18 protein-coding genes are annotated in these 19422 nt (G+C 40.2%); 14 read left to right on the plus strand and 4 right to left on the minus strand.

The genetic code is table 11. From position 1 onward, the window contains the following. Window positions 1-5: 5 nt before the first annotated feature. The 7 genes from FTT84_RS06265 (at window position 6) to FTT84_RS06295 (ending at window position 10065) form a co-directional block, all read left to right on the plus strand. Window positions 6-713, plus strand: coding sequence for a succinate dehydrogenase iron-sulfur subunit (locus FTT84_RS06265; protein ID WP_067762365.1), 708 nt, complete (start codon window positions 6-8; stop codon window positions 711-713). A gap of 798 nt (window positions 714-1511) precedes the next feature. Next, window positions 1512-4334 (plus strand): 2-oxoglutarate dehydrogenase E1 component, encoded by a 2823-nt coding sequence (locus tag FTT84_RS06270; RefSeq protein ID WP_067762463.1) that lies wholly within the window; start codon window positions 1512-1514, stop codon window positions 4332-4334. Window positions 4335-4350: 16 nt separating this feature from the next. Next, window positions 4351-5571, plus strand: coding sequence for a 2-oxoglutarate dehydrogenase complex dihydrolipoyllysine-residue succinyltransferase (odhB, locus tag FTT84_RS06275; RefSeq protein WP_067762367.1), 1221 nt, complete (start codon window positions 4351-4353; stop codon window positions 5569-5571). Between the two features lie 60 nt (window positions 5572-5631). Beyond that, window positions 5632-7062, plus strand: coding sequence for a dihydrolipoyl dehydrogenase (gene lpdA, locus FTT84_RS06280; RefSeq protein WP_067762369.1), 1431 nt, complete (start codon window positions 5632-5634; stop codon window positions 7060-7062). A gap of 180 nt (window positions 7063-7242) precedes the next feature. Beyond that, window positions 7243-8409 carry an ADP-forming succinate--CoA ligase subunit beta gene (gene sucC / locus FTT84_RS06285; RefSeq protein ID WP_180057350.1) on the plus strand — a complete coding sequence of 389 codons (1167 nt, stop codon included), beginning with the start codon at window positions 7243-7245 and terminating at the stop codon, window positions 8407-8409. 13 nt (window positions 8410-8422) lie between these two features. Next, window positions 8423-9313, plus strand: coding sequence for a succinate--CoA ligase subunit alpha (gene sucD / locus FTT84_RS06290; RefSeq protein WP_067762374.1), 891 nt, complete (start codon window positions 8423-8425; stop codon window positions 9311-9313). Between the two features lie 377 nt (window positions 9314-9690). Further along, entirely contained in the window at window positions 9691-10065 is a 375-nt protein-coding gene (locus tag FTT84_RS06295; protein WP_245668197.1) for a hypothetical protein, read from the plus strand. Window positions 10066-10366: 301 nt separating this feature from the next. Here FTT84_RS06295 and FTT84_RS06300 read toward each other — a convergent pair whose 3' ends face one another. From FTT84_RS06300 to FTT84_RS06310, 3 genes are all read right to left on the minus strand, one after another. Continuing rightward, complete coding sequence (locus tag FTT84_RS06300; RefSeq protein ID WP_067762378.1) at window positions 10367-12079, minus strand: flotillin family protein; 1713 nt, start codon at window positions 12077-12079, stop codon at window positions 10367-10369. A gap of 169 nt (window positions 12080-12248) precedes the next feature. Further along, entirely contained in the window at window positions 12249-12887 is a 639-nt protein-coding gene (locus FTT84_RS06305) for a YqiJ family protein (protein WP_067762380.1), read from the minus strand. A 438-nt stretch (window positions 12888-13325) separates the two neighbouring features. Further along, window positions 13326-13868 carry a hypothetical protein gene (locus tag FTT84_RS06310; RefSeq protein ID WP_180057352.1) on the minus strand — a complete coding sequence of 181 codons (543 nt, stop codon included), beginning with the start codon at window positions 13866-13868 and terminating at the stop codon, window positions 13326-13328. Between the two features lie 322 nt (window positions 13869-14190). Here FTT84_RS06310 and cysD point away from each other — a divergent pair, with 322 nt between their 5' ends. The 7 genes from cysD to FTT84_RS06345 all read left to right on the plus strand — a co-directional run bounded on the left by cysD (window position 14191) and on the right by FTT84_RS06345 (window position 18959). Continuing rightward, window positions 14191-15105 (plus strand): sulfate adenylyltransferase subunit CysD, encoded by a 915-nt coding sequence (gene cysD, locus FTT84_RS06315; RefSeq protein ID WP_067762384.1) that lies wholly within the window; start codon window positions 14191-14193, stop codon window positions 15103-15105. Between the two features lie 114 nt (window positions 15106-15219). Further along, on the plus strand, window positions 15220-16836 hold the full coding sequence (gene cysN / locus FTT84_RS06320; protein ID WP_180057354.1) for a sulfate adenylyltransferase subunit CysN: 1617 nt from the start codon (window positions 15220-15222) through the stop codon (window positions 16834-16836). A gap of 147 nt (window positions 16837-16983) precedes the next feature. Continuing rightward, window positions 16984-17250 (plus strand): hypothetical protein, encoded by a 267-nt coding sequence (locus FTT84_RS06325; RefSeq protein WP_180057355.1) that lies wholly within the window; start codon window positions 16984-16986, stop codon window positions 17248-17250. Window positions 17251-17289: 39 nt separating this feature from the next. Next, window positions 17290-17700, plus strand: a complete 411-nt coding sequence (locus FTT84_RS06330; protein WP_150923031.1) for a hypothetical protein — start codon at window positions 17290-17292, stop codon at window positions 17698-17700. Between the two features lie 128 nt (window positions 17701-17828). Then, window positions 17829-18350, plus strand: coding sequence for a PadR family transcriptional regulator (locus FTT84_RS06335; RefSeq protein ID WP_180057357.1), 522 nt, complete (start codon window positions 17829-17831; stop codon window positions 18348-18350). After that, entirely contained in the window at window positions 18347-18667 is a 321-nt protein-coding gene (locus tag FTT84_RS06340) for a DUF3861 domain-containing protein (protein WP_180057359.1), read from the plus strand. The genes FTT84_RS06335 and FTT84_RS06340 overlap by 4 nt, the downstream gene beginning before the upstream one ends. A gap of 10 nt (window positions 18668-18677) precedes the next feature. Beyond that, window positions 18678-18959 carry a DUF2798 domain-containing protein gene (locus FTT84_RS06345; RefSeq protein WP_180057361.1) on the plus strand — a complete coding sequence of 94 codons (282 nt, stop codon included), beginning with the start codon at window positions 18678-18680 and terminating at the stop codon, window positions 18957-18959. Window positions 18960-18971: 12 nt separating this feature from the next. Here the strand turns inward: FTT84_RS06345 and FTT84_RS06350 are convergent, their stop codons facing one another. Next, on the minus strand, window positions 18972-19316 hold the full coding sequence (locus tag FTT84_RS06350; protein ID WP_067762398.1) for a co-chaperone YbbN: 345 nt from the start codon (window positions 19314-19316) through the stop codon (window positions 18972-18974). Window positions 19317-19422 lie beyond the last annotated feature (106 nt).

The raw sequence follows: 19422 nt of genomic DNA on the forward strand, positions 1-19422 counted from the left end.
GTAAGATGAGTAGAGGTACTCGTACATTTAATATCTACCGCTACGATCCTGATAAGGATACAGCACCGTACATGCAAACTTTCAAATTGGAGTTGACTGACAAGCACCGTATGTTGCTTGATGCACTTCTAGCATTGAAAGTACAAGATGAATCTTTAACGTTCCGTCGTTCATGCCGTGAAGGTATCTGTGGTTCTGATGGTGTAAACATCAACGGTAAAAATGGTTTGGCGTGTCTTTGGAACCTAAACGATTTGCCAAACGAAATTACAATCCGTCCTTTACCTGGTTTGCCAGTGGTTAAAGACTTAGTTGTGGATATGAACCAGTTCTACGATCAGTATGACAAAATTCACCCATTCCTAATCAATAATCAACCTGCACCAGCGAAAGAGCGTTTACAGTCTCCAGAAGACCGTGAACATTTAGATGGTTTGTATGAATGTATTCTTTGTGCATGTTGTTCAACTTCATGCCCATCATTCTGGTGGAACCCTGATAAATTCTTGGGTCCTTCAGCATTGTTGAATGCATACCGTTTTATCATCGACTCTCGTGATACAGCAACTCAAGAGCGTTTGGCTCGTCTTGACGACCCATTCTCGTTGTTCCGTTGTAAAGGTATTATGAACTGTGTGTCTGTATGTCCTAAGGGTCTTAACCCAACTAAAGCAATCGGTCACATCCGTAATATGCTTTTAGATTTAGGCTAATAGAGTTAGCAGAAAAAAAGAGCGCACCTTGGGTGCGCTTTTTTTTGTCATAGTAAATAGTGATCGTCACGAGAGGAAAAAATTGTAAAAGGTGATGTTTTATTAAGCGTATGATTTTATGGGGAAAGATATTTTTAAAGTATAAAACGATAAGTATGTGGTTATTTATTGATGAAACGGACAAGCAAACCTGTCAAATGATTAAGAAAATGTTATTATGTAACGTAATTAAAAGGGAGAGGATAGTAATGTCAGCTCTCTTTTGTTTTATGTGGATATGATGGGGTAAATCTGACGTAGACTTTGGTCTCAATTGAAAGATATTTTTATATGTAGCACCATATCATAGATGAAAATACATACTCTGTATTTAGCTAATTTATGAATGGTATGTGTCAAAAAAATCAATTGAAAATGCCCGAACGTGTTAGCATTTATAGCATCAGTGTATGTAAAAAATAGGCTTGATATAGGTACATTTTTTCAACAAATTTAGTGCTTCAGACAGTATATAAATGTGCTTAAGTCGGTTTAGAAAAGCCAAATGGTCAATATTTGATTTTTCCAAGACGATTTGCAAAAAATTGCCCGATTAATGTCGGGTATTTCTCAATGAGTAATGATGCCGCTGAGGGCGTTATTGTTCATTAATCACATCAGGTATTCCTGATGTTGTGATAACGCCTCATGGCTTCAGCCTGATGGGGATTAATGTCATGTTACCAATTTGACATTATTAATCATGGGTTCGCTTAAAAAGCATCCTGAAATGTTTTGCAATAGGAAATGGGTCCACAAATGCAAGAAGTTGCTGACGCACTGCGTCTTGACACTGAACTTAGCGCTGACAGTGCAGCGTATATTGAAGAACTTTATGAGCAGTATTTAACGGCTCCAGATTCAGTAGAAGCTGACTGGCGTGCATACTTCGATAAATTCCCGAAAGGTGATCAACCACACAGCAATGTACGCGAGCAATTCCTATTATTAGGCCGTAATTCAAGCCGTGTTCAACCTGTCGTTCAAAGCGCAGTAAGTTCTGAACACGAGCGCCGTCAAATCGGTGTTTTACAGTTAATCGCTGCTTATCGTAACCGTGGTCACCAAAACGCTAAATTAGATCCACTTGGTCTTGCAAAACGTGAAATCGTGCCAGATCTTGATCTTGCTGCACATGGTTTGACTCAGTCTGATCTAGATACAGTATTTAATACTGGTAATCTAGCAATTGGTAAGTCTGAAGCAACTCTAGGTGAAATGGTTCAGGCAATGGAAGCAACTTATACAGCTTCTATTGGTGTTGAATACATGCACATTGTTGATACCAAAGAAAAACGTTGGATTCAACAACGCCTTGAAGGCGCACGTGGTCAATTCGGTTTCTCTGCTGAACAAAAGAAACATGTATTAGAGCGTTTGACTGCTGCTGAAGGTCTTGAAAAATACCTTGGTAATAAATTCGTTGGTGCAAAACGTTTCGGTGTTGAAGGTGGTGAATCATTCATTCCTATGGTGAATGAACTTATTCAACGTGCAGGTTCAGTTGGTTGTAAAGAAGTGGTTATCGGTATGCCTCACCGTGGCCGTTTAAACCTTCTTGTCAACATCATGGGTAAAAACCCAGCAGACCTTTTTGGTGAATTTGAAGGTAAAGCACTTCATAAGAAAGGTTCTGGTGACGTTAAATACCACCAAGGTTTCTCTTCAAACGTAATGACTCCAGGTGGCGAAGTTCACTTAGCATTAGCGTTTAACCCATCTCACTTAGAAATCGTTGGACCTGTAGTTGAAGGGTCTGTACGTGCGCGCCAAGTACGTCGTAAAGACATTGGTGGTGATGACGTATTGCCAATCATTGTTCATGGTGATGCTGCATTTGCTGGTCAAGGTGTAAACCAAGAAACCTTCCAGATGTCACAAACGCGTGGTTACACCGTGGGTGGTACAGTTCATATCGTTGTAAACAACCAAGTTGGTTTCACAACTTCAGATCCACGTGATGCTCGTTCTACAGAATACTGTACTGACATCGCGAAAATGATCCAAGCGCCGATTTTCCATGTGAACGGTGATGATCCTGAATCTGTATTGTTTGTTTCTCAATTGGCACATGACTTCCGTCATACCTTCCGTAAAGACGTCGTTATTGACATGTTCTGCTACCGTCGTCGTGGTCATAACGAAGCGGATGAACCTGCTGCAACTCAGCCAATGATGTATCAAGTGATCAACAAAAAAGCGACAACTCGTACGCTTTATGCAGATCAATTGGTTCAAGAGGGTGTATTAGATCGTGCAGCTGCTGACGCAATGGTTGAACAATATCGTTCAGACCTTGAAGCAGGTAAACACGTAGCGAATGCACTTGTTTTAGAGCCAAATACTAAAATGTTTGTGGATTGGAAACCTTACCTAGGCCACGAATATACAGATAAATGGGATACTACTTTCCCAATCGAACGTCTGAAAGAGCTTGGTGCCAAAATGCGCGAGCTTCCAGAAGGCTTCGTAATGCAACGTCAGGTTGCGAAAGTGATTGATGACCGTCTGAAAATGCAGACTGGTGAAATGCCATTGAACTGGGGTGCTGCAGAAACTTTAGCTTATGCATCTATCTTAGACGAAGGTTTCCTTGTTCGTTTAACAGGTGAAGATGTTGGCCGTGGTACATTCTCACACCGTCATGCAAAACTACATAACCAAGTAGATGGTTCAACTTACATTCCATTATGTAACTTGAAAGAAAATCAACCACGTACTGCAATTTATGACTCATTATTGTCAGAAATGGCTGTATTGGCATTCGAATATGGTTATGCAACGACTCTTCCTAAGAGCCTTGTGATTTGGGAAGCGCAATTCGGTGACTTCGCGAACTGTGCGCAAGTTGTAATTGACCAATTCATCGCTTCTGGTGAAACCAAATGGGAACGCGTATGTGGTTTAACTATGCTTCTTCCACACGGTTTTGAAGGTCAAGGTCCTGAGCATTCATCAGCTCGTTTAGAGCGTTTCTTACAGTTATGTGCTGAAGAAAACATGCAAGTGATCACACCGACTACACCAGCGCAGATTTACCATGCGATGCGTCGTCAAGCACTTCGTCCGATTCGTAAGCCAATGATCGTGACTTCACCTAAGTCGCTTCTTCGTCACAAACTTGCAACGTCTACATTAGAAGAACTTGCAAATGGTACATTCCAAACTGTGATCGATGAAATCGACAACATCAACAAGTCTGACGTAACACGTCTAGTACTTTGTGGTGGTAAGGTTTACTACGACTTACTTGAAAAACGTCGTGAAAAAGAATTGAACAACACTGCAATCGTTCGTATTGAACAATTGTATCCGTACCCAGAAGCACGTCTTGCTGAAGTTCTAGCTCAATATCCAAACGTAACTGAATTGGTGTGGGCGCAAGAAGAACCGAAGAACCAAGGTGCATGGTTATTCATCGCTCCGCGTCTATATGACGACGTGATGAAAGCGGGCAAACAAGTTCGTATTAGTTATGCAGGTCGTGAAGCTTCTGCTGCACCGGCTTGTGGTTCACCATATTTGCATGCAAAACAACAAGCTCAGCTCGTAAATGATGCTTTAGCTATCGTAGCTGAATAACAGGAGATTCTTAAAAATGGCAACCGAAATTAAAGCACCGGTATTCCCAGAGTCAGTTGCTGACGGTACAGTTGCAACTTGGCACAAACAACCGGGTGAAGCAGTATCACGTGACGAAGTTATCTGTGATATTGAAACTGACAAAGTTGTTTTGGAAGTTGTAGCTCCTGCTGACGGTACAATTACAGAAATCGTTAAAAACGAAGGTGATACAGTTCTTTCTGCTGAAGTTATTGCAACTTTTGAAGAAGGTGCTGCTGCATCTGGTGCTGCGCAAACTCAAGCAGTTCAATCTGAAGCTCAAGTTGAACAAGCAGCTGCGCAAACTCAAGCGGGTGCTGCTCCTGTTGTTGAGCGTGCACAACCAGTTGCTGATCAAGCTCCTGCTGTTCGTAAAGCATTAACTGAGTCTGGTATTGCTGCTGCTGACGTGGCAGGTACTGGTCGCGGTGGTCGCATCACTAAAGAAGATGTTGCTGCTCATCAAGCGAAACCAGCTGCTCCTGCTGCTGCGCCATTAAGCGTTGCTGTAGGTGAACGTATCGAAAAACGTGTTCCTATGACTCGTCTTCGTAAACGTGTTGCTGAACGTCTTCTTGCTGCAACTCAAGAAACTGCAATGTTGACTACGTTTAACGAAGTGAACATGAAACCAATCATGGAAATGCGTGCACAATACAAAGATGCGTTTGAAAAACGCCATGGTGCTCGTCTTGGCTTCATGTCATTCTTCGTTAAAGCTGCAACTGAAGCACTTAAACGCTACCCAGCTGTAAACGCTTCAATTGATGGTAACGATATCGTTTACCACGGTTTCTATGACATCGGCGTAGCTGTTTCTTCTGATCGTGGTCTAGTGGTTCCGGTACTTCGTGATACTGACCGCATGAACTATGCTGAAGTTGAAAACGGTATCCGTGCATATGCTGGTAAAGCACGTGACGGTAAATTAGGTATCGAAGATATGACTGGCGGTACATTCACTATTACTAATGGTGGTACTTTCGGTTCATTACTTTCTACGCCAATTTTGAACACACCACAAACTGCAATCTTGGGCATGCACAAAATCCAAGAGCGTCCTATGGCAGTAAATGGTCAAGTAGAAATTCTTCCAATGATGTACTTAGCGCTTTCTTATGACCACCGTCTAATCGATGGTAAAGAAGCTGTAGGTTTCCTTGTAACAATCAAAGAATTGTTAGAAGAACCAGCTAAGCTAATCCTTGATCTTTAATACTTCAGAATAATGCAATGGGCTTAGAGTGATCCTCTAAGCCCATTTTTGGAGATACACATGTCTCAATTTGATTTAGTTGTTATTGGTGGCGGTCCTGGTGGTTATGAAGCTGCTATCCGCGCTGCTCAATTAGGCTTTAAAGTAGCTTGTATTGAAAAACGTATTCATAAAGGTAAACCATCTTTAGGTGGTACTTGCTTAAACGTGGGTTGTATCCCATCTAAAGCATTACTTGATTCATCTCACCGTTACGAAGATACAGTTCATCACTTAGATGACCACGGCATTACAACTGGTGAAGTGAAGTTTGACCTTGCAAAATTACTTGCACGTAAAGACAAAATCGTTGACCAATTAACTGGCGGTATTGACCAGTTATTAAAAGGTAACGGTATTGAATGGTTAAAAGGTACTGGTAAATTACTTGCTGGTAAAAAAGTTGAGTTCGTATCTCACGAAGGCGAAACTCAAATTTTAGAACCTAAATACGTGATTCTTGCGACTGGTTCTGTACCTGTAAATATCCCTGTAGCTCCTGTAGATCAAGACATCATTGTTGATTCAACTGGCGCTCTTGAATTCCAAGAAGTGCCTAAACGTCTTGGTGTGATTGGTGCAGGCGTAATTGGTCTAGAACTTGGTTCTGTATGGCGTCGTCTTGGTGCGGAAGTTGTTGTATTTGAAGCAATGGATGCATTCTTACCAATGGCTGATAAAGCTTTGGCAAAAGACTACCAAAAACTGTTAACTAAACAAGGTCTTGATATCCGTGTTGGTGCTAAAGTTGCTGGTACAGAAATCAACGGTTCTGAAGTTACTGTTAAATACACACAAGGTGGCGAAGAAAAAACTCAAGCATTCGATAAATTAATCGTTTGTGTGGGGCGTCGCGCTTATGCTGAAGGCCTATTGGCTGATGACTGTGGTATTAAACTGACTGAACGTGGTTTGGTTGAAGTTAATGATTGGTGTGCAACTTCTGTTGAAGGCGTATATGCAATTGGTGACTTAGTACGTGGTCCAATGCTTGCGCATAAAGCAATGGAAGAAGGCGTAATGGCTGTTGAACGTATCCACGGTCATGCAGCTCAAGTGAACTATGACACAATCATTTCTGTTATCTACACACACCCAGAAGCGGCGTGGGTTGGTTTAACAGAACAGCAAGCTGCTGAAAAAGGTCATGAAGTGAAAACAGGTCAATTCGGTTTCGCTGTAAATGGTCGTGCGTTGGCTGCTGGTGAAGGCGCTGGTTTCGTTAAGTTTGTTGCTGATGCGAAAACAGATCGTCTACTTGGTATGCACGTGATTGGACCAGCAGCGTCTGACATCGTTCACCAAGGTATGATCGCACTTGAATTTGTATCTTCTGTTGAAGATCTTCAATTAATGACTTTTGGTCATCCGACATTCTCGGAAGTTGTTCATGAAGCTGCGCTTGCAGTAGATGGACGTGCGATTCACGCGATTCAGCGTAAACGTAAATAAGATGTAAAAAGAGCGGCTAAGGCCGCTCTTTTTTGTTTCAGGTGGTTGTTTTTGTTTGAACAATCATCTAAAAATAAAGATAAGAAATATTTTAAGATTTAAAAAGGTTAAAGCTGCTTTGACGGATGTCTGGGCTTTAATAGTTCATAACAAAGCGAAAAAAGAGTAAAAGGTTGTTCAATGAATCTACATGAATATCAAGCGAAAGCGTTATTAAAAAAATATGGTATGCCGGTTCAAGAAGGTATTCTTGCAACAAATGCAGATGAGACAGTGGCTGCATTTGAACAACTCGGTGGTAAATTTGCAGTTTTAAAAACCCAAGTACATGCGGGTGGTCGTGGTAAAGCGGGTGGTGTAAAAGTAGTGAAGTCTGCTGCTGAAGCTGCAGAATATGCCAATCAAATAATTGGTTCGCGTTTAGTCACTTATCAAACCGATGCAAATGGTCAACCTGTAAACAGTATTTTAGTATCTGAAGATGTATATCCGGTTGAACGTGAATTGTATTTAGGTGCTGTGGTTGATCGCTCAAGCCGTCGTGTAACTTTTATGGCATCGACAGAGGGCGGTGTTGAAATTGAAAAAGTCGCAGAAGAAACCCCTGAAAAAATTATTAAAGTTGAAGTTGATCCACTCGTGGGATTATTGCCATTTCAAGCACGTGAAGTAGCATTTGCACTGAACTTAAAAGATGGTCAAGTAAATCAATTCGTTAAAATCATGTCAGCGGCATATCAAGCTTTCATTGAAAATGATTTTGCATTGTTTGAAATTAACCCATTATCTGTACGTGAAAATGGCGACATTCTATGTGTTGATGCAAAAGTAGGTATTGATTCAAACGCGCTTTACCGCTTGCCAGAAGTTGCAGCACTACGTGATAAATCACAAGAGAATGAGCGTGAATTAAAAGCATCTGAGTTTGATCTAAACTATGTTGCGCTAGAAGGTAATATTGGTTGTATGGTAAATGGTGCTGGTCTTGCAATGGCAACCATGGATATTATCAAACTCTATGGTGGCCAACCTGCAAACTTCCTTGATGTAGGGGGCGGCGCAACCAAAGAACGTGTTATTGAAGCATTTAAAATTATTTTAGCGGACAGTTCTGTACAAGGTGTATTAATTAACATTTTTGGTGGAATTGTACGTTGCGACATGATTGCTGAAGCAATTATTGCAGCGGTTCAGGAAGTAAACGTAACTGTACCTGTGGTTGTTCGCTTAGAAGGGAACAATGCAGAACTTGGTGCGAAATTACTTGATGAATCAGGTTTGAAATTAATTTCTGCAAATGGTCTTGCTGACGCTGCGGAAAAAATTGTTGCTGCAGTGAAAGGTTAAGGGAGTATCAATCATGAGCGTATTAGTTAATAAAGACACAAAAGTATTGGTACAAGGCTTCACAGGTAAAAATGGGACTTTTCACTCTGAGCAATCGATTGCCTATGGTACGAAAGTTGTTGGTGGCGTGACACCGGGTAAAGGCGGTCAAACGCACCTTGATCTACCTGTATTTAATACCATGAAAGAAGCGGTGCGTGAAACAGGTGCGACAGCAACGTCAATTTATGTGCCAGCACCATTTGTTTTGGATTCAATCATTGAATCGATTGATTCTGGTATTGAACTGATTGTAGTGATTACTGAAGGTGTACCTACACTAGATATGTTGAAGGCCAAACGTTACTTAGAAACCTATGGTAATAATGCACGTTTAATTGGGCCAAATTGTCCTGGGATCATTACGCCAGGTGAATGCAAGATAGGAATTATGCCAGGTCATATTCATCAGCCAGGTAAAATCGGTATTATCTCGCGTTCAGGTACATTGACATACGAAGCAGTAGCGCAAACGACTAAACTAGGATTAGGTCAATCGACGTGTATTGGTATTGGTGGTGACCCAATTCCAGGTATGAACCAAATTGATTGTTTGAAACTCTTCCAAGAAGATCCGCAAACTGAAGCCATCATAATGATTGGTGAAATTGGCGGTACTGCGGAAGAAGAAGCAGCTGAATATATTCAATCGCATGTCACCAAACCTGTGGTGGGTTATATTGCAGGTGTAACAGCACCGAAAGGCAAGCGTATGGGGCATGCGGGAGCAATTATTTCTGGTGGTAAAGGGACAGCGGAAGAAAAGTTTGCAGCATTTGAAAAGGCGGGGATGGCGTACACGCGTAGCCCAGCAGAACTCGGTTCAACGATGTTCCAACTTTTAAAGGATAAAGGTTTAGTTTAAGCCTTTTATATTTTAAAGGAAAAAGCCGTATGTCTTAATTGCACATACGGCTTTTTTGTGGAGAGCATATTGGTTTGCACTAATACATTTCTCTGTATAAAAATAATATGGGTATTAGAGTGTTTAATCTCAGCTGAAAACTATATTTAGCCACATTGAAAAATCCATATTGGACAAAAGACAAAATGGTTAAATTAGAGCAAGATTTACTATGTACTTAACAATCTGAGAATTGATAAATATTTGGTGTTCACTGTTTCTATAGGAGACTATGCTATATTCATAATTAAAATAATTCTTTTGAAGACATAATATTACAGATGTTAAAGCCGATTCATTTATTGTTTTGTCGTTGCTTATTCTTGTTCGGGCTAGCGATGAATAGCACTTATGCTGAAAATGAAGACGTCTACTTGGCTGAGTCTTTGAGTGATGATATTTTCCACTATTATCAGCAGTTAGCCGCACAACATGATGAAGAGGAAAACGATTATACATTGATCAATAACGATTTTTATGAGAATGAATATATTCGTGTATTTAACTACTCGGCCTACAACTCGGATGGTTTGAGCCATAAACTAGGGACAGGGGAGTTTCACAGTTCAGACTTGGATGTACTCAGTATTTCATTCGGGTATGGTATTGAAATTAAAGTCAACAAAAGAAATAAAGTGGGATATGAGTACCTTTCAAATTTTCCTTATGATCGTGGGCAATTGATTCGTTTCTTTTGGGTGCGTTTGCACTAAATGGCTTAACTCGGCTTATTTGAAAAAAAGTTTTTTCCATTACTGTTTAGAATATTTTCACTCAATTGTAGCGTCTAGGATGTTTACATTACTTCTTTTGAATTTTCTGATGGTCGGCGAATCGATTACCTAGCTAAACTAACTTAAATTTTTATAATAAATGATAGGTTTGCTGTGCTGAGTGAATTCTTAGCTCTATCGCTTTAACAGCTTAAATGTGTATTTTATTGAAAGTTGAATATTAAAGTAGATGATAAAAAACGCGACAGATCGTCGCGTTTTTTGCTTGTAAGTCTAACTACTATTGAGCTTTGCTTTGCGGTTTTAAGCTTTGGGTTAAACCATTGATGTCGCCGCCTTGAATCCCTAGTTCATTCATCAAGCTATCAATTAGTGGTGCTTGAGTACGATAGCGTAGCGCACTATTTACCACTTGATCAGACAAAGCAACTTGTGAAGATTCCGCACCATCAACCCCAGATGCTACTGAACCGACATTGCCTAAACCATTGACCTGTAAAATTTTGATGTCATCAATATTTTCCATCGGTTTAACACTTTCACGAATGATTTCAGGTAAGTATTTTAACAATGCTAGGCGAATTTGCATTTCAACCTGCTCAGAAGACAATACGTTATTTGCTTCATTCACAGCACGTGTACCTTCAGCATCAACTTGGTATTGTTTTTCCATTGCTTGAGCAAGTAATACTTTTGCGTCTGCTTCACCTTTTGCTTTAAGACGGACTTTTTCAGCTTCAGCTTCAGCTGCAATACGAATCGCTTCTGCATCATCAGCTGCTGCTTGTTTACCTGCTTCAGCAGCTACAGTAATCGCAATTGCATCTTTTTCGGCTTTCTCTTTTGCCGATACCAACTCAACTGCTTTTTGACGTTCAGCTTGTTGAATCTGACGAACAGTAATAACTTCTTCTTCAGCTTTTACCGCTTGAGCACGTGCTTGGTCAGCATGTGCTTTAGCTTCAGATTCAGCACGTGATTTTTCAGCAATCGCAATTGCACGGTCTTGTTCAGCCAGTTCAATGGTTTTCTTTTGTTCGACTTGAGCTTGCTGAATAATCTGTGATTTTTGAATATTCTGGTTTTCAACATCACGTGCTGCAGTAATACGTTTTAAGTCAACTTCACGTTCTGCTGCAATACGCGCTTCTTCAGCTTCACGTTTTTTCGCAGCTTCTTGAGAAGCAATTTCTGCAAGCTGTTCTGCACGGCGTACAGAAATTTCACGTTCTTGTTGCAGTTTCGCGTATTCTTCTTCACGTAAGATTTGTAAGCGTGCTTGTTCTGCTTCTAGGTTTTTAGTTTTAATTGCAAGGTCTGCGTCTTGCTCAATGGCATTACGCTTACGACGACGGTCTTCAATGGTTTCGGTGAGTTTGGTTAAACCTTCAGCATCGAACGCGTTTTGTGGGTTAAAGTATTTAAAACCAGTTTGGTCTAAACCTGTTAAAGAGACAGTTTCCAATTCCAAGCCGTTTTTGTGTAAATCTTCAGAAACCACTTGCTGAACTTTTTGTACGAAGTCGACACGCTTTTCATGTAGTTCTTCCATCGCCATTTCAGCTGCAACGGCACGTAATGAGTCAACGAATTTACCTTCAACTAAGTTTTTCAACTCATTTGGAGACATGGTTTTTTGACCTAATGTTTGTGCAGCAGTTGCGATTGAGTCAGCAGTTGGTTTTACACGTACGTAGAATTCAGCCATGACATCCACACGCATACGGTCACGGGTAATCAAGGCTTGGTCATCAGCACGGCGCACTTCAAGACGAAGTGTATTCATATTTACTGGAATGATTTCATGAAGTACAGGCAATACAATTGCACCACCACCGAGAATGACTTTTTCGCCACCAAAACCTGTACGGACGAATGAAATCTCTTTACTTGAGCGACGATAAAGTCGCGCAATAATAAAACCAATAAAAATGAGCGCGGCAAAAATTATCCCGACTGTTACAAGGATACCGCTTGGAATAATGTCTAACATGGATCTTATCTCTGTTGTTGTAGTTCAAATTAGCGTACAAGGCTAATTATTTTGGTTTAAAAAAGTTATTTTCAGCCCCGTTTTGTAGTTTCTAAATGAACAATTTGATCGGGTCTTTTAATATGTATTCATTCAAACAGCATTGAATGTCAATCAAATGAAGACTGTTTTAAAGGTTAGTCGCTTGAAAGCCGACAGCTGTTTTTTGGGTGAGTACGACGGACTGACCTTGATTAAAAACTTCATCTAATTCAGGTTCGACCAGAATATAATGGGTCAAACCGTGTTGATCTTGAACACGCGCTTGAGCTGGGTATTTCTGGCGTGCGTTACCTAAAATAATAGTTGCTGTACGACCTATCAATTCATCGCTATAAATAGCTGTAGTTTCATCTTGAGGTAAAATGCGGGCAAGTAGCATTGTGCTATATCGCACGATTGGCATGCACAGGAATACACAAGCAGGTGCAATGAGCCAAGCGCTGAACATCATATTGGTAAACTGATTGACCAAGGCTTGGATCGTGAAGCCAAGTAAACTGTAGGCACATAAGAAAATAATCAGCCATACAAATAGGGGAACACGACCTAAATATAACCAATCAAGAACTTTGGTAAACACACTATGGTCGGCATCAACGCCAAGTTCGGCGTTGTGTCCAACATCTTCAGGCAGGAATTGATCTAAAAAACCTTGCGAGCCGCCACCCAGTAGCGTTAAGACAATTTCAAAAATGCCGAAGAGGAACATCAGGCAAAGACTGATGCTAAATACGATATTGGAAGGATGTGTGAACAGTTCCCACATTATATTTATCTCTATATTTATGCTTATAAAAAATAAAAAAGTAATTCTGGCTGAATCGTTTTTTCCTGTATGTAAAATAGCATTATCTGTCTATATTGTGTAATCAAATTACATGACGAGTTAACAGACTGTTAAGAATTATGTGATGAATGGCAGCTTATTTAAGCGAAATTTCACATTTAAATGTAAAGTTGATACTTAGCAAAGACTTTGTTTTGGTGTTTTTGCTCTAAATATTTAAACTTAACTTGCTGTTGTGTAATTTTTTTTAGATATAAATAAAAGCAGAGCAGATCTCAATATAAACGCTGAATTAGCATGCTTTGTATTAAATGTTAAAAAGTGTAACTTAAATACTGGCTGCTAAATTCCGATGAAATACAGCAGCTATTTTTGACCTTTAATTAAACTAATTATGCTTCAGTATAAAATTAGATCTTATAGCAAAGAGGTCTGGATACGCACTTTCATATCCAGGGCCGCCTGAACAATAAATGTTTTCATCCATTTGACTTGTTCACCCATTGGGTTGGTTTTTACAGCTGTATCTAAAAAGCCCATGCTTGCTAACTGAAACAACTGTTGTTCAATCGCATCTTCCATTTGAGTACTGTTTGCAGCAAGCGGTAGGTGAATTAAGTGAAATGCTTTCGGAAAATTATAAAAAGCATAGAGTAAGTTAAAGGCACGCTGATCACCTTTTAGATTACCTGCACCAATTTCATAGCCACGGTCTTGATTACTGTGCGTCACCCCAATTAAAAACTCGAGGTTATTGTCCAAAAGTTGTAGACCAAATTGCAGTCCAATTTGATCGGCTGACAGTTCGTGTTGTACAAAGTTATTTAACGGGCTTCCATCGTCATTCAATGCTTCTTGTAAAACCAAAATGTTATTGGAATGCTGATAGAGATAGCCTGCAAGACTTGCTCTCTCAATCAGTGCTTTTAAAGTTTCAAGTGTGTAATGACTATATGGCATGATCGACAGAATTTGTGAGAGACATGCTCACTGTAGGAGATTTTTATAACTTTTTATATGGATTTATTAGAGGATTTAACGATGAGTTCATTGCTAAAAAATTAATTACAATAGCGAAAAATTTATTAGAATAAGCCACCCATTTTATGTTGCTAAAGACTTAAATTAATTAAAATTGATAAGTGCTATCAGACATTTTGTATATGACGAATAAGAATATCAATATCACAAAACAAGCAATCGTTATGAAGGCTTAATCACTATAATGCATAAATATCTTTAAAAGTGTAATAAGTACACATATTCTAAGCTGGTGTTGTCCATGTCATTAAATGAGGAAAGACTTACTCATCTTAAACAGCTTGAAGCTGAGAGTATTCATATCATCCGTGAAGTTGCTGCTGAGTTTGAAAACCCAGTCATGCTGTATTCAATTGGTAAAGATTCAGCTGTCATGCTGCATTTAGCCCTCAAAGCTTTCTATCCTGCCAAACTACCATTCCCACTACTACATGTAGACACGGGCTGGAAGTTTAAAGACATGATCAAATTCCGTGACAACATGGCGAAAGAGCATGGCTTTGACTTAATCGTGCATCAAAATAAAGAAGGGAAAGACGCAGGCGTAAACCCATTCGATTATGGTAGCTCGAAATATACCGACATCATGAAAACTCAAGGCTTAAAACAAGCGCTTGATAAATACCAGTTCGATGCTGCTTTTGGTGGCGCACGTCGTGACGAAGAAAAGTCACGTGCAAAAGAACGCGTATATTCATTCCGTGATTCGAAACACCGTTGGGACCCTAAAAACCAACGTCCAGAACTTTGGAACCTTTACAACGGTAAAGTGAACAAAGGCGAAAGTATTCGTGTATTCCCATTGTCTAACTGGACTGAGTTGGATATTTGGCAATATATCTACCAAGAGAACATTCCTTTGGTGCCTTTATACTTGGCTGCTGAACGTCCTGTTGTGGAACGTAGCGGTACACTGATCATGGTTGATGATGAGCGTATGCCACTGAAAGAAGGTGAAGTGCCTCAAATGAAATCGGTACGTTTCCGTACTTTAGGTTGTTACCCATTAACGGGTGCGGTTGAATCAACTGCAACAACTTTGCCGGAAATTATCCAAGAAATGCTTTTAGCAACCAGCTCAGAGCGTCAAGGTCGTATGATTGACCATGATGAAGCGGGTTCAATGGAAAAGAAAAAGCAGGAAGGTTACTTCTAAGAATCTCTCCCGACCTCTCTTTAATAAAGAGACGAGAAAATTCCCCCTTTTATAAAGGGGGAAACAGGGGGATTAAAGAAACCGATTTCAAAAGAATTTGTGGAGCTTTGAGCAATGTCTCATCAATCAGAACTGATTAGCCAAGATATCTTGGCGTATTTAAAACAGCACGAAAATAAAGACTTATTGCGTTTCTTGACTTGTGGTAACGTCGATGATGGTAAATCAACTTTAATTGGTCGTTTACTTTACGATTCAAAATTGATTTATGAAGACCAGTTGCAAGCTGTAACGCGTGACTCGAAAAAAGTCGGCACTACAGGTGATGCACCTGACTTGGCTTTACTTGTAGATGGTCTACAAGCTGAACGTGAGCAGGGTATTACCATTGATGTGGCTTACCGTTATTTCTCTACAGAAAAACGTAAGTTCATTATTGCTGACACCCCAGGACACGAACAATACACGCGTAACATGGCGACAGGTGCGTCGACTGCAGATCTTGCGATTATCTTGATTGATGCGCGTTATGGCGTTCAAACACAAACGCGTCGTCACTCGTTTATTGCTAGCCTTTTGGGAATTCGCAATATTGTTGTTGCAATCAACAAAATGGACTTGGTTGAATTCTCTGAAACGCGTTTCAATGAAATTCAAGCGGAATACAACGAGTTCGTGAACCAATTGGGCGATCGTAAACCTGCAAATATTATCTTCACGCCAATTTCTGCGTTGAATGGCGATAACGTGGTAAATCCATCTCCAAATACGCCATGGTACAAAGGTCAAACTTTGATGGCGACTTTGGAAACTGTGGAAATTACCCGTGATACTAGCAAACACGAATTCCGTTTCCCTGTTCAATACGTAAACCGTCCAAACCTCGACTTCCGTGGTTTCTGCGGTACGATCGCACTAGGTGAAGTGAAAGTTGGTGATACGATTACCGCATTACCATCAGGTAAATCATCAACAGTAAAAGAGATTGTTACTTTTGACGGCAACTTGGAACGCGCGGTTGCAGGTCAGGCTGTAACGCTTACTTTAAATGATGAAATTGATATTTCGCGCGGTAATATGCTGATTCGTGCGGATCAAGCCGTTCCTAGCATTTCACGTTCGGTAAATGCGACTGTGGTGTGGATGGCGGATCAACCGCTGGTGATTGGCAAGTTGTACAACATTAAGATTGGTACGCAAACCGTTCCGGCCAAAGTAACCGCGATTCATTACCGTACCAACGTTAACACACTGGAGAAGGTTCAAGTCGAAAACCTTGAGCTGAATGCGATTGCCAATGTGACTGTTGAATTTGATGCGCCCGTGGTATTTGATCGTTACCAAGACAGCCGTTACACCGGTTCATTCATCTTTATTGACCGTTTAAGCAACGTAACTGTTGGTGCGGGTATGGTGGAAGAGTCTGTTGAATGGACTGCGCATAGCAACCCTGTAACAGTGGAAGATCGTGCTGCACGTTTAGGTCAAAAACCTGCTGCGGTGACGGTGTCTGCACAAGCACTGGAAAATGCACAAGCAATTGAAAGCTTGTTGATTCAGCAAGGTGTGGTTGCGATTGCGAAAGCAGGTTTAACTGCTGAGCAAGTTGCGCTTGTTCGTGAAACTGGTGTAGTTGTGATTACTGATGCTGCTGAAGGCACTGATGTGACTTATGCATTCGATACTGCTGAAGAAGTTGCTGAGAAAATTGTTGAGTTGGTTCGTCTGTAATCGATTAATCCACTTCAAATAAAAGACCCGCCGGAAGGCGGTTTTTTTATTGCTATAGATTAATTGCTGAAAAATAAAACACTTAAATTGTGTGTGATGGTTCTCATAAATATTTTCTCTGTAAAATGATTATATTGAGGGGTTTTTATGAAAAAGTTTTTATTTTTAATGGGGTTATGTTTGTCTTTTACAGTAGAGGCTAAGCAAAATGGGCAAAGTACAGAGGTAATTAAGCAGAAAATAATACAGCAGTCTATTGATAGTTATCCGGGAAATTGCCCTTGTCCTTACAATACTGCAAGAAATGGTAGTCGGTGTGGTAAGCGAAGTGCCTACAACCGTGCGGGTGGTTATACGCCACTTTGTTATCCTCAAGATGTGAATGACCAAATGGTTCGAGAGCATCGTAAGTAATTAAAAAATATATTTGAATGAGTAGTGATGGGGGGGAGTATGCCTAAAAATTTATTGGCGATTATAATAACTTTAATGGCTACATCGGTCTTTGCGGAAACTGAATGGGCAAATATTGGCTTTGATGCTGATAGAGAGTTTTATTATGAATATAATCCAGCCTCGATTAGTCAAGTTAAAGAGTATTCTTATAAAGGTCATCAAAAGGTTTGGATAAGAAGTACTGTGATTAATGATATTTCTCAAGATGGATTGGCAGTTGGTGATTATAGACTTCAATTGATGTGGGTAAATTGCTCTGATAATACCTTGGGATTAAAATCTATTGTTGGTTATAAAAAGACTGGAAACGTAATTGCTAACTATGGACGCAATTATTCATATGTTGAAATGCAAGATGCAATACCCGGTACTATGGGGCAAGCATTTGTTGATAGTGTTTGTAGCTGATAAGTTAATTAAAACAAAATTATATTAAGCCACTTCACAGTGGCTTTTTTAATATTTTAAATAAAACATGACAAATAGTAAATTAATGATAAGATATATCTTAATTAATCTTAAGGTGTATCTTTGCTATGCCAAATTCAGACCTCATTGCCGATATTGAAAGTCCGGTCAAGACACGTAAGCGTCTATTTGAAGCAGGGCACATGAAAATATTGGTGCTGCACCTCATCTCCCAAGCGCCCAAGTTCAGCTACGACATTATTAAAGATGTCGGCACAGTTGTCGGTGGCGGTTACAGCCCAAGTACGGGTACGATTTACCCAACGCTGAATTACTTAGAAGAACAACAGTATATTCACGCTGAACTTAATGCTGACGAGCGCAAGCAGTACAGCATTACGGCTCTAGGTACGCAACACTTAGCGGCACAACAGAGCACCATTGAAAAAATCCTCTGCCGTTTTGATACCCGTAAACAAATCCATAACAACGAAGTGTATATCGACATTAAACGTGCGATGGAAAACCTTAAAGCCTCATTACGCATCAAGATTCAGCATTGTGAACTAACACCTGAACAGGTTTTTGAGATTGCAGAAAAAATCGATCAGGCGGCCGTCGAAATCAGCCGTATGGAGGTGACACAATGAAACAGCATCAATATGAAATTACGGTAAAACACGTTGCCGACGCTCAAGGTAATCCATCGAATTATGCAGAATCATTGCAATTTAATGCCTATAACCATGATGACATATTTAAGGTGTTAGAGCATTTGACTAAAGCGCAGCTCTTTGATGATGAAAAGACCAAAGCCTTTGCTGTGGGTCTGAAGCTGTTTGGTGAAACCTTGCTAGAGAACAAAGACCATCCTTTATTTAAAGATTTCATGCCGCATTTTGGCCAATTTATGAAAACACTGAAACAAACCGTAAAAGCCCAGAACGCAGCCCAAGACGAACAATAGGTATTTACAGATGAATCAACTCCCAAAATTTCATCCCAAACATCTGGCATTGCTGATGCCGTTATTTTTATCAGGCATTATGAGCGGTTCAATCTCATGCTTTAATATGCTAATGAATAAAGGCCTGGTCGACGGTTTTATTGGTATTTGGCTACGCGCTTGGGGTATGTCGTGGGTGGTGGCGTTTCCGCTAATATTAATTATGCTGCCGTTGGTACGTAAGTTTCTGATGCAGTTTGTACAGATGCCGCCAGCAGTTCAAGAAACAGTTAAAAAACCTGCAGCTGAATAAAATACGAATGCTTTAGGCTTGATGTTCCTGCATGGTTTTTAAAATGATACTTTGCAGGTTAGATTTCGTTTTTACACCTGCTATTCGTTGTACCACTTGCCCTTGATAGAAAATCAAAGTGGAAGGCAAGCCATAGACGTTATAGCGCAGGGTAAGAATGGGCGATTGATCAACATTCACCTTACCAAATTTCAGGTTTAGAAATTGTGCTGACATTTGCGTAGCGCATTGTTCAAAGATTGGAAAGTTTTGCACGCACGGTGCGCACCAGTCCGCATAAAAGCGAATTACTGCAAAACCGTCAAACCATTCATAATCGCTGTAGTTATCTTCGTTATATTCAACAACCTGAACCATGTGCTGCCTATTATCAATTTGCTAAATAGTCAGCCAATTATACATAAGTCCATTGTTATTCAATCTGCATGCTTTCTATGTTCAAATAGTGCAGAGATAGATGAAT

The organism is Acinetobacter sp. YH01019 (assembly GCF_013420285.1).
GTDB lineage: Bacteria > Pseudomonadota > Gammaproteobacteria > Pseudomonadales > Moraxellaceae > Acinetobacter > Acinetobacter gandensis.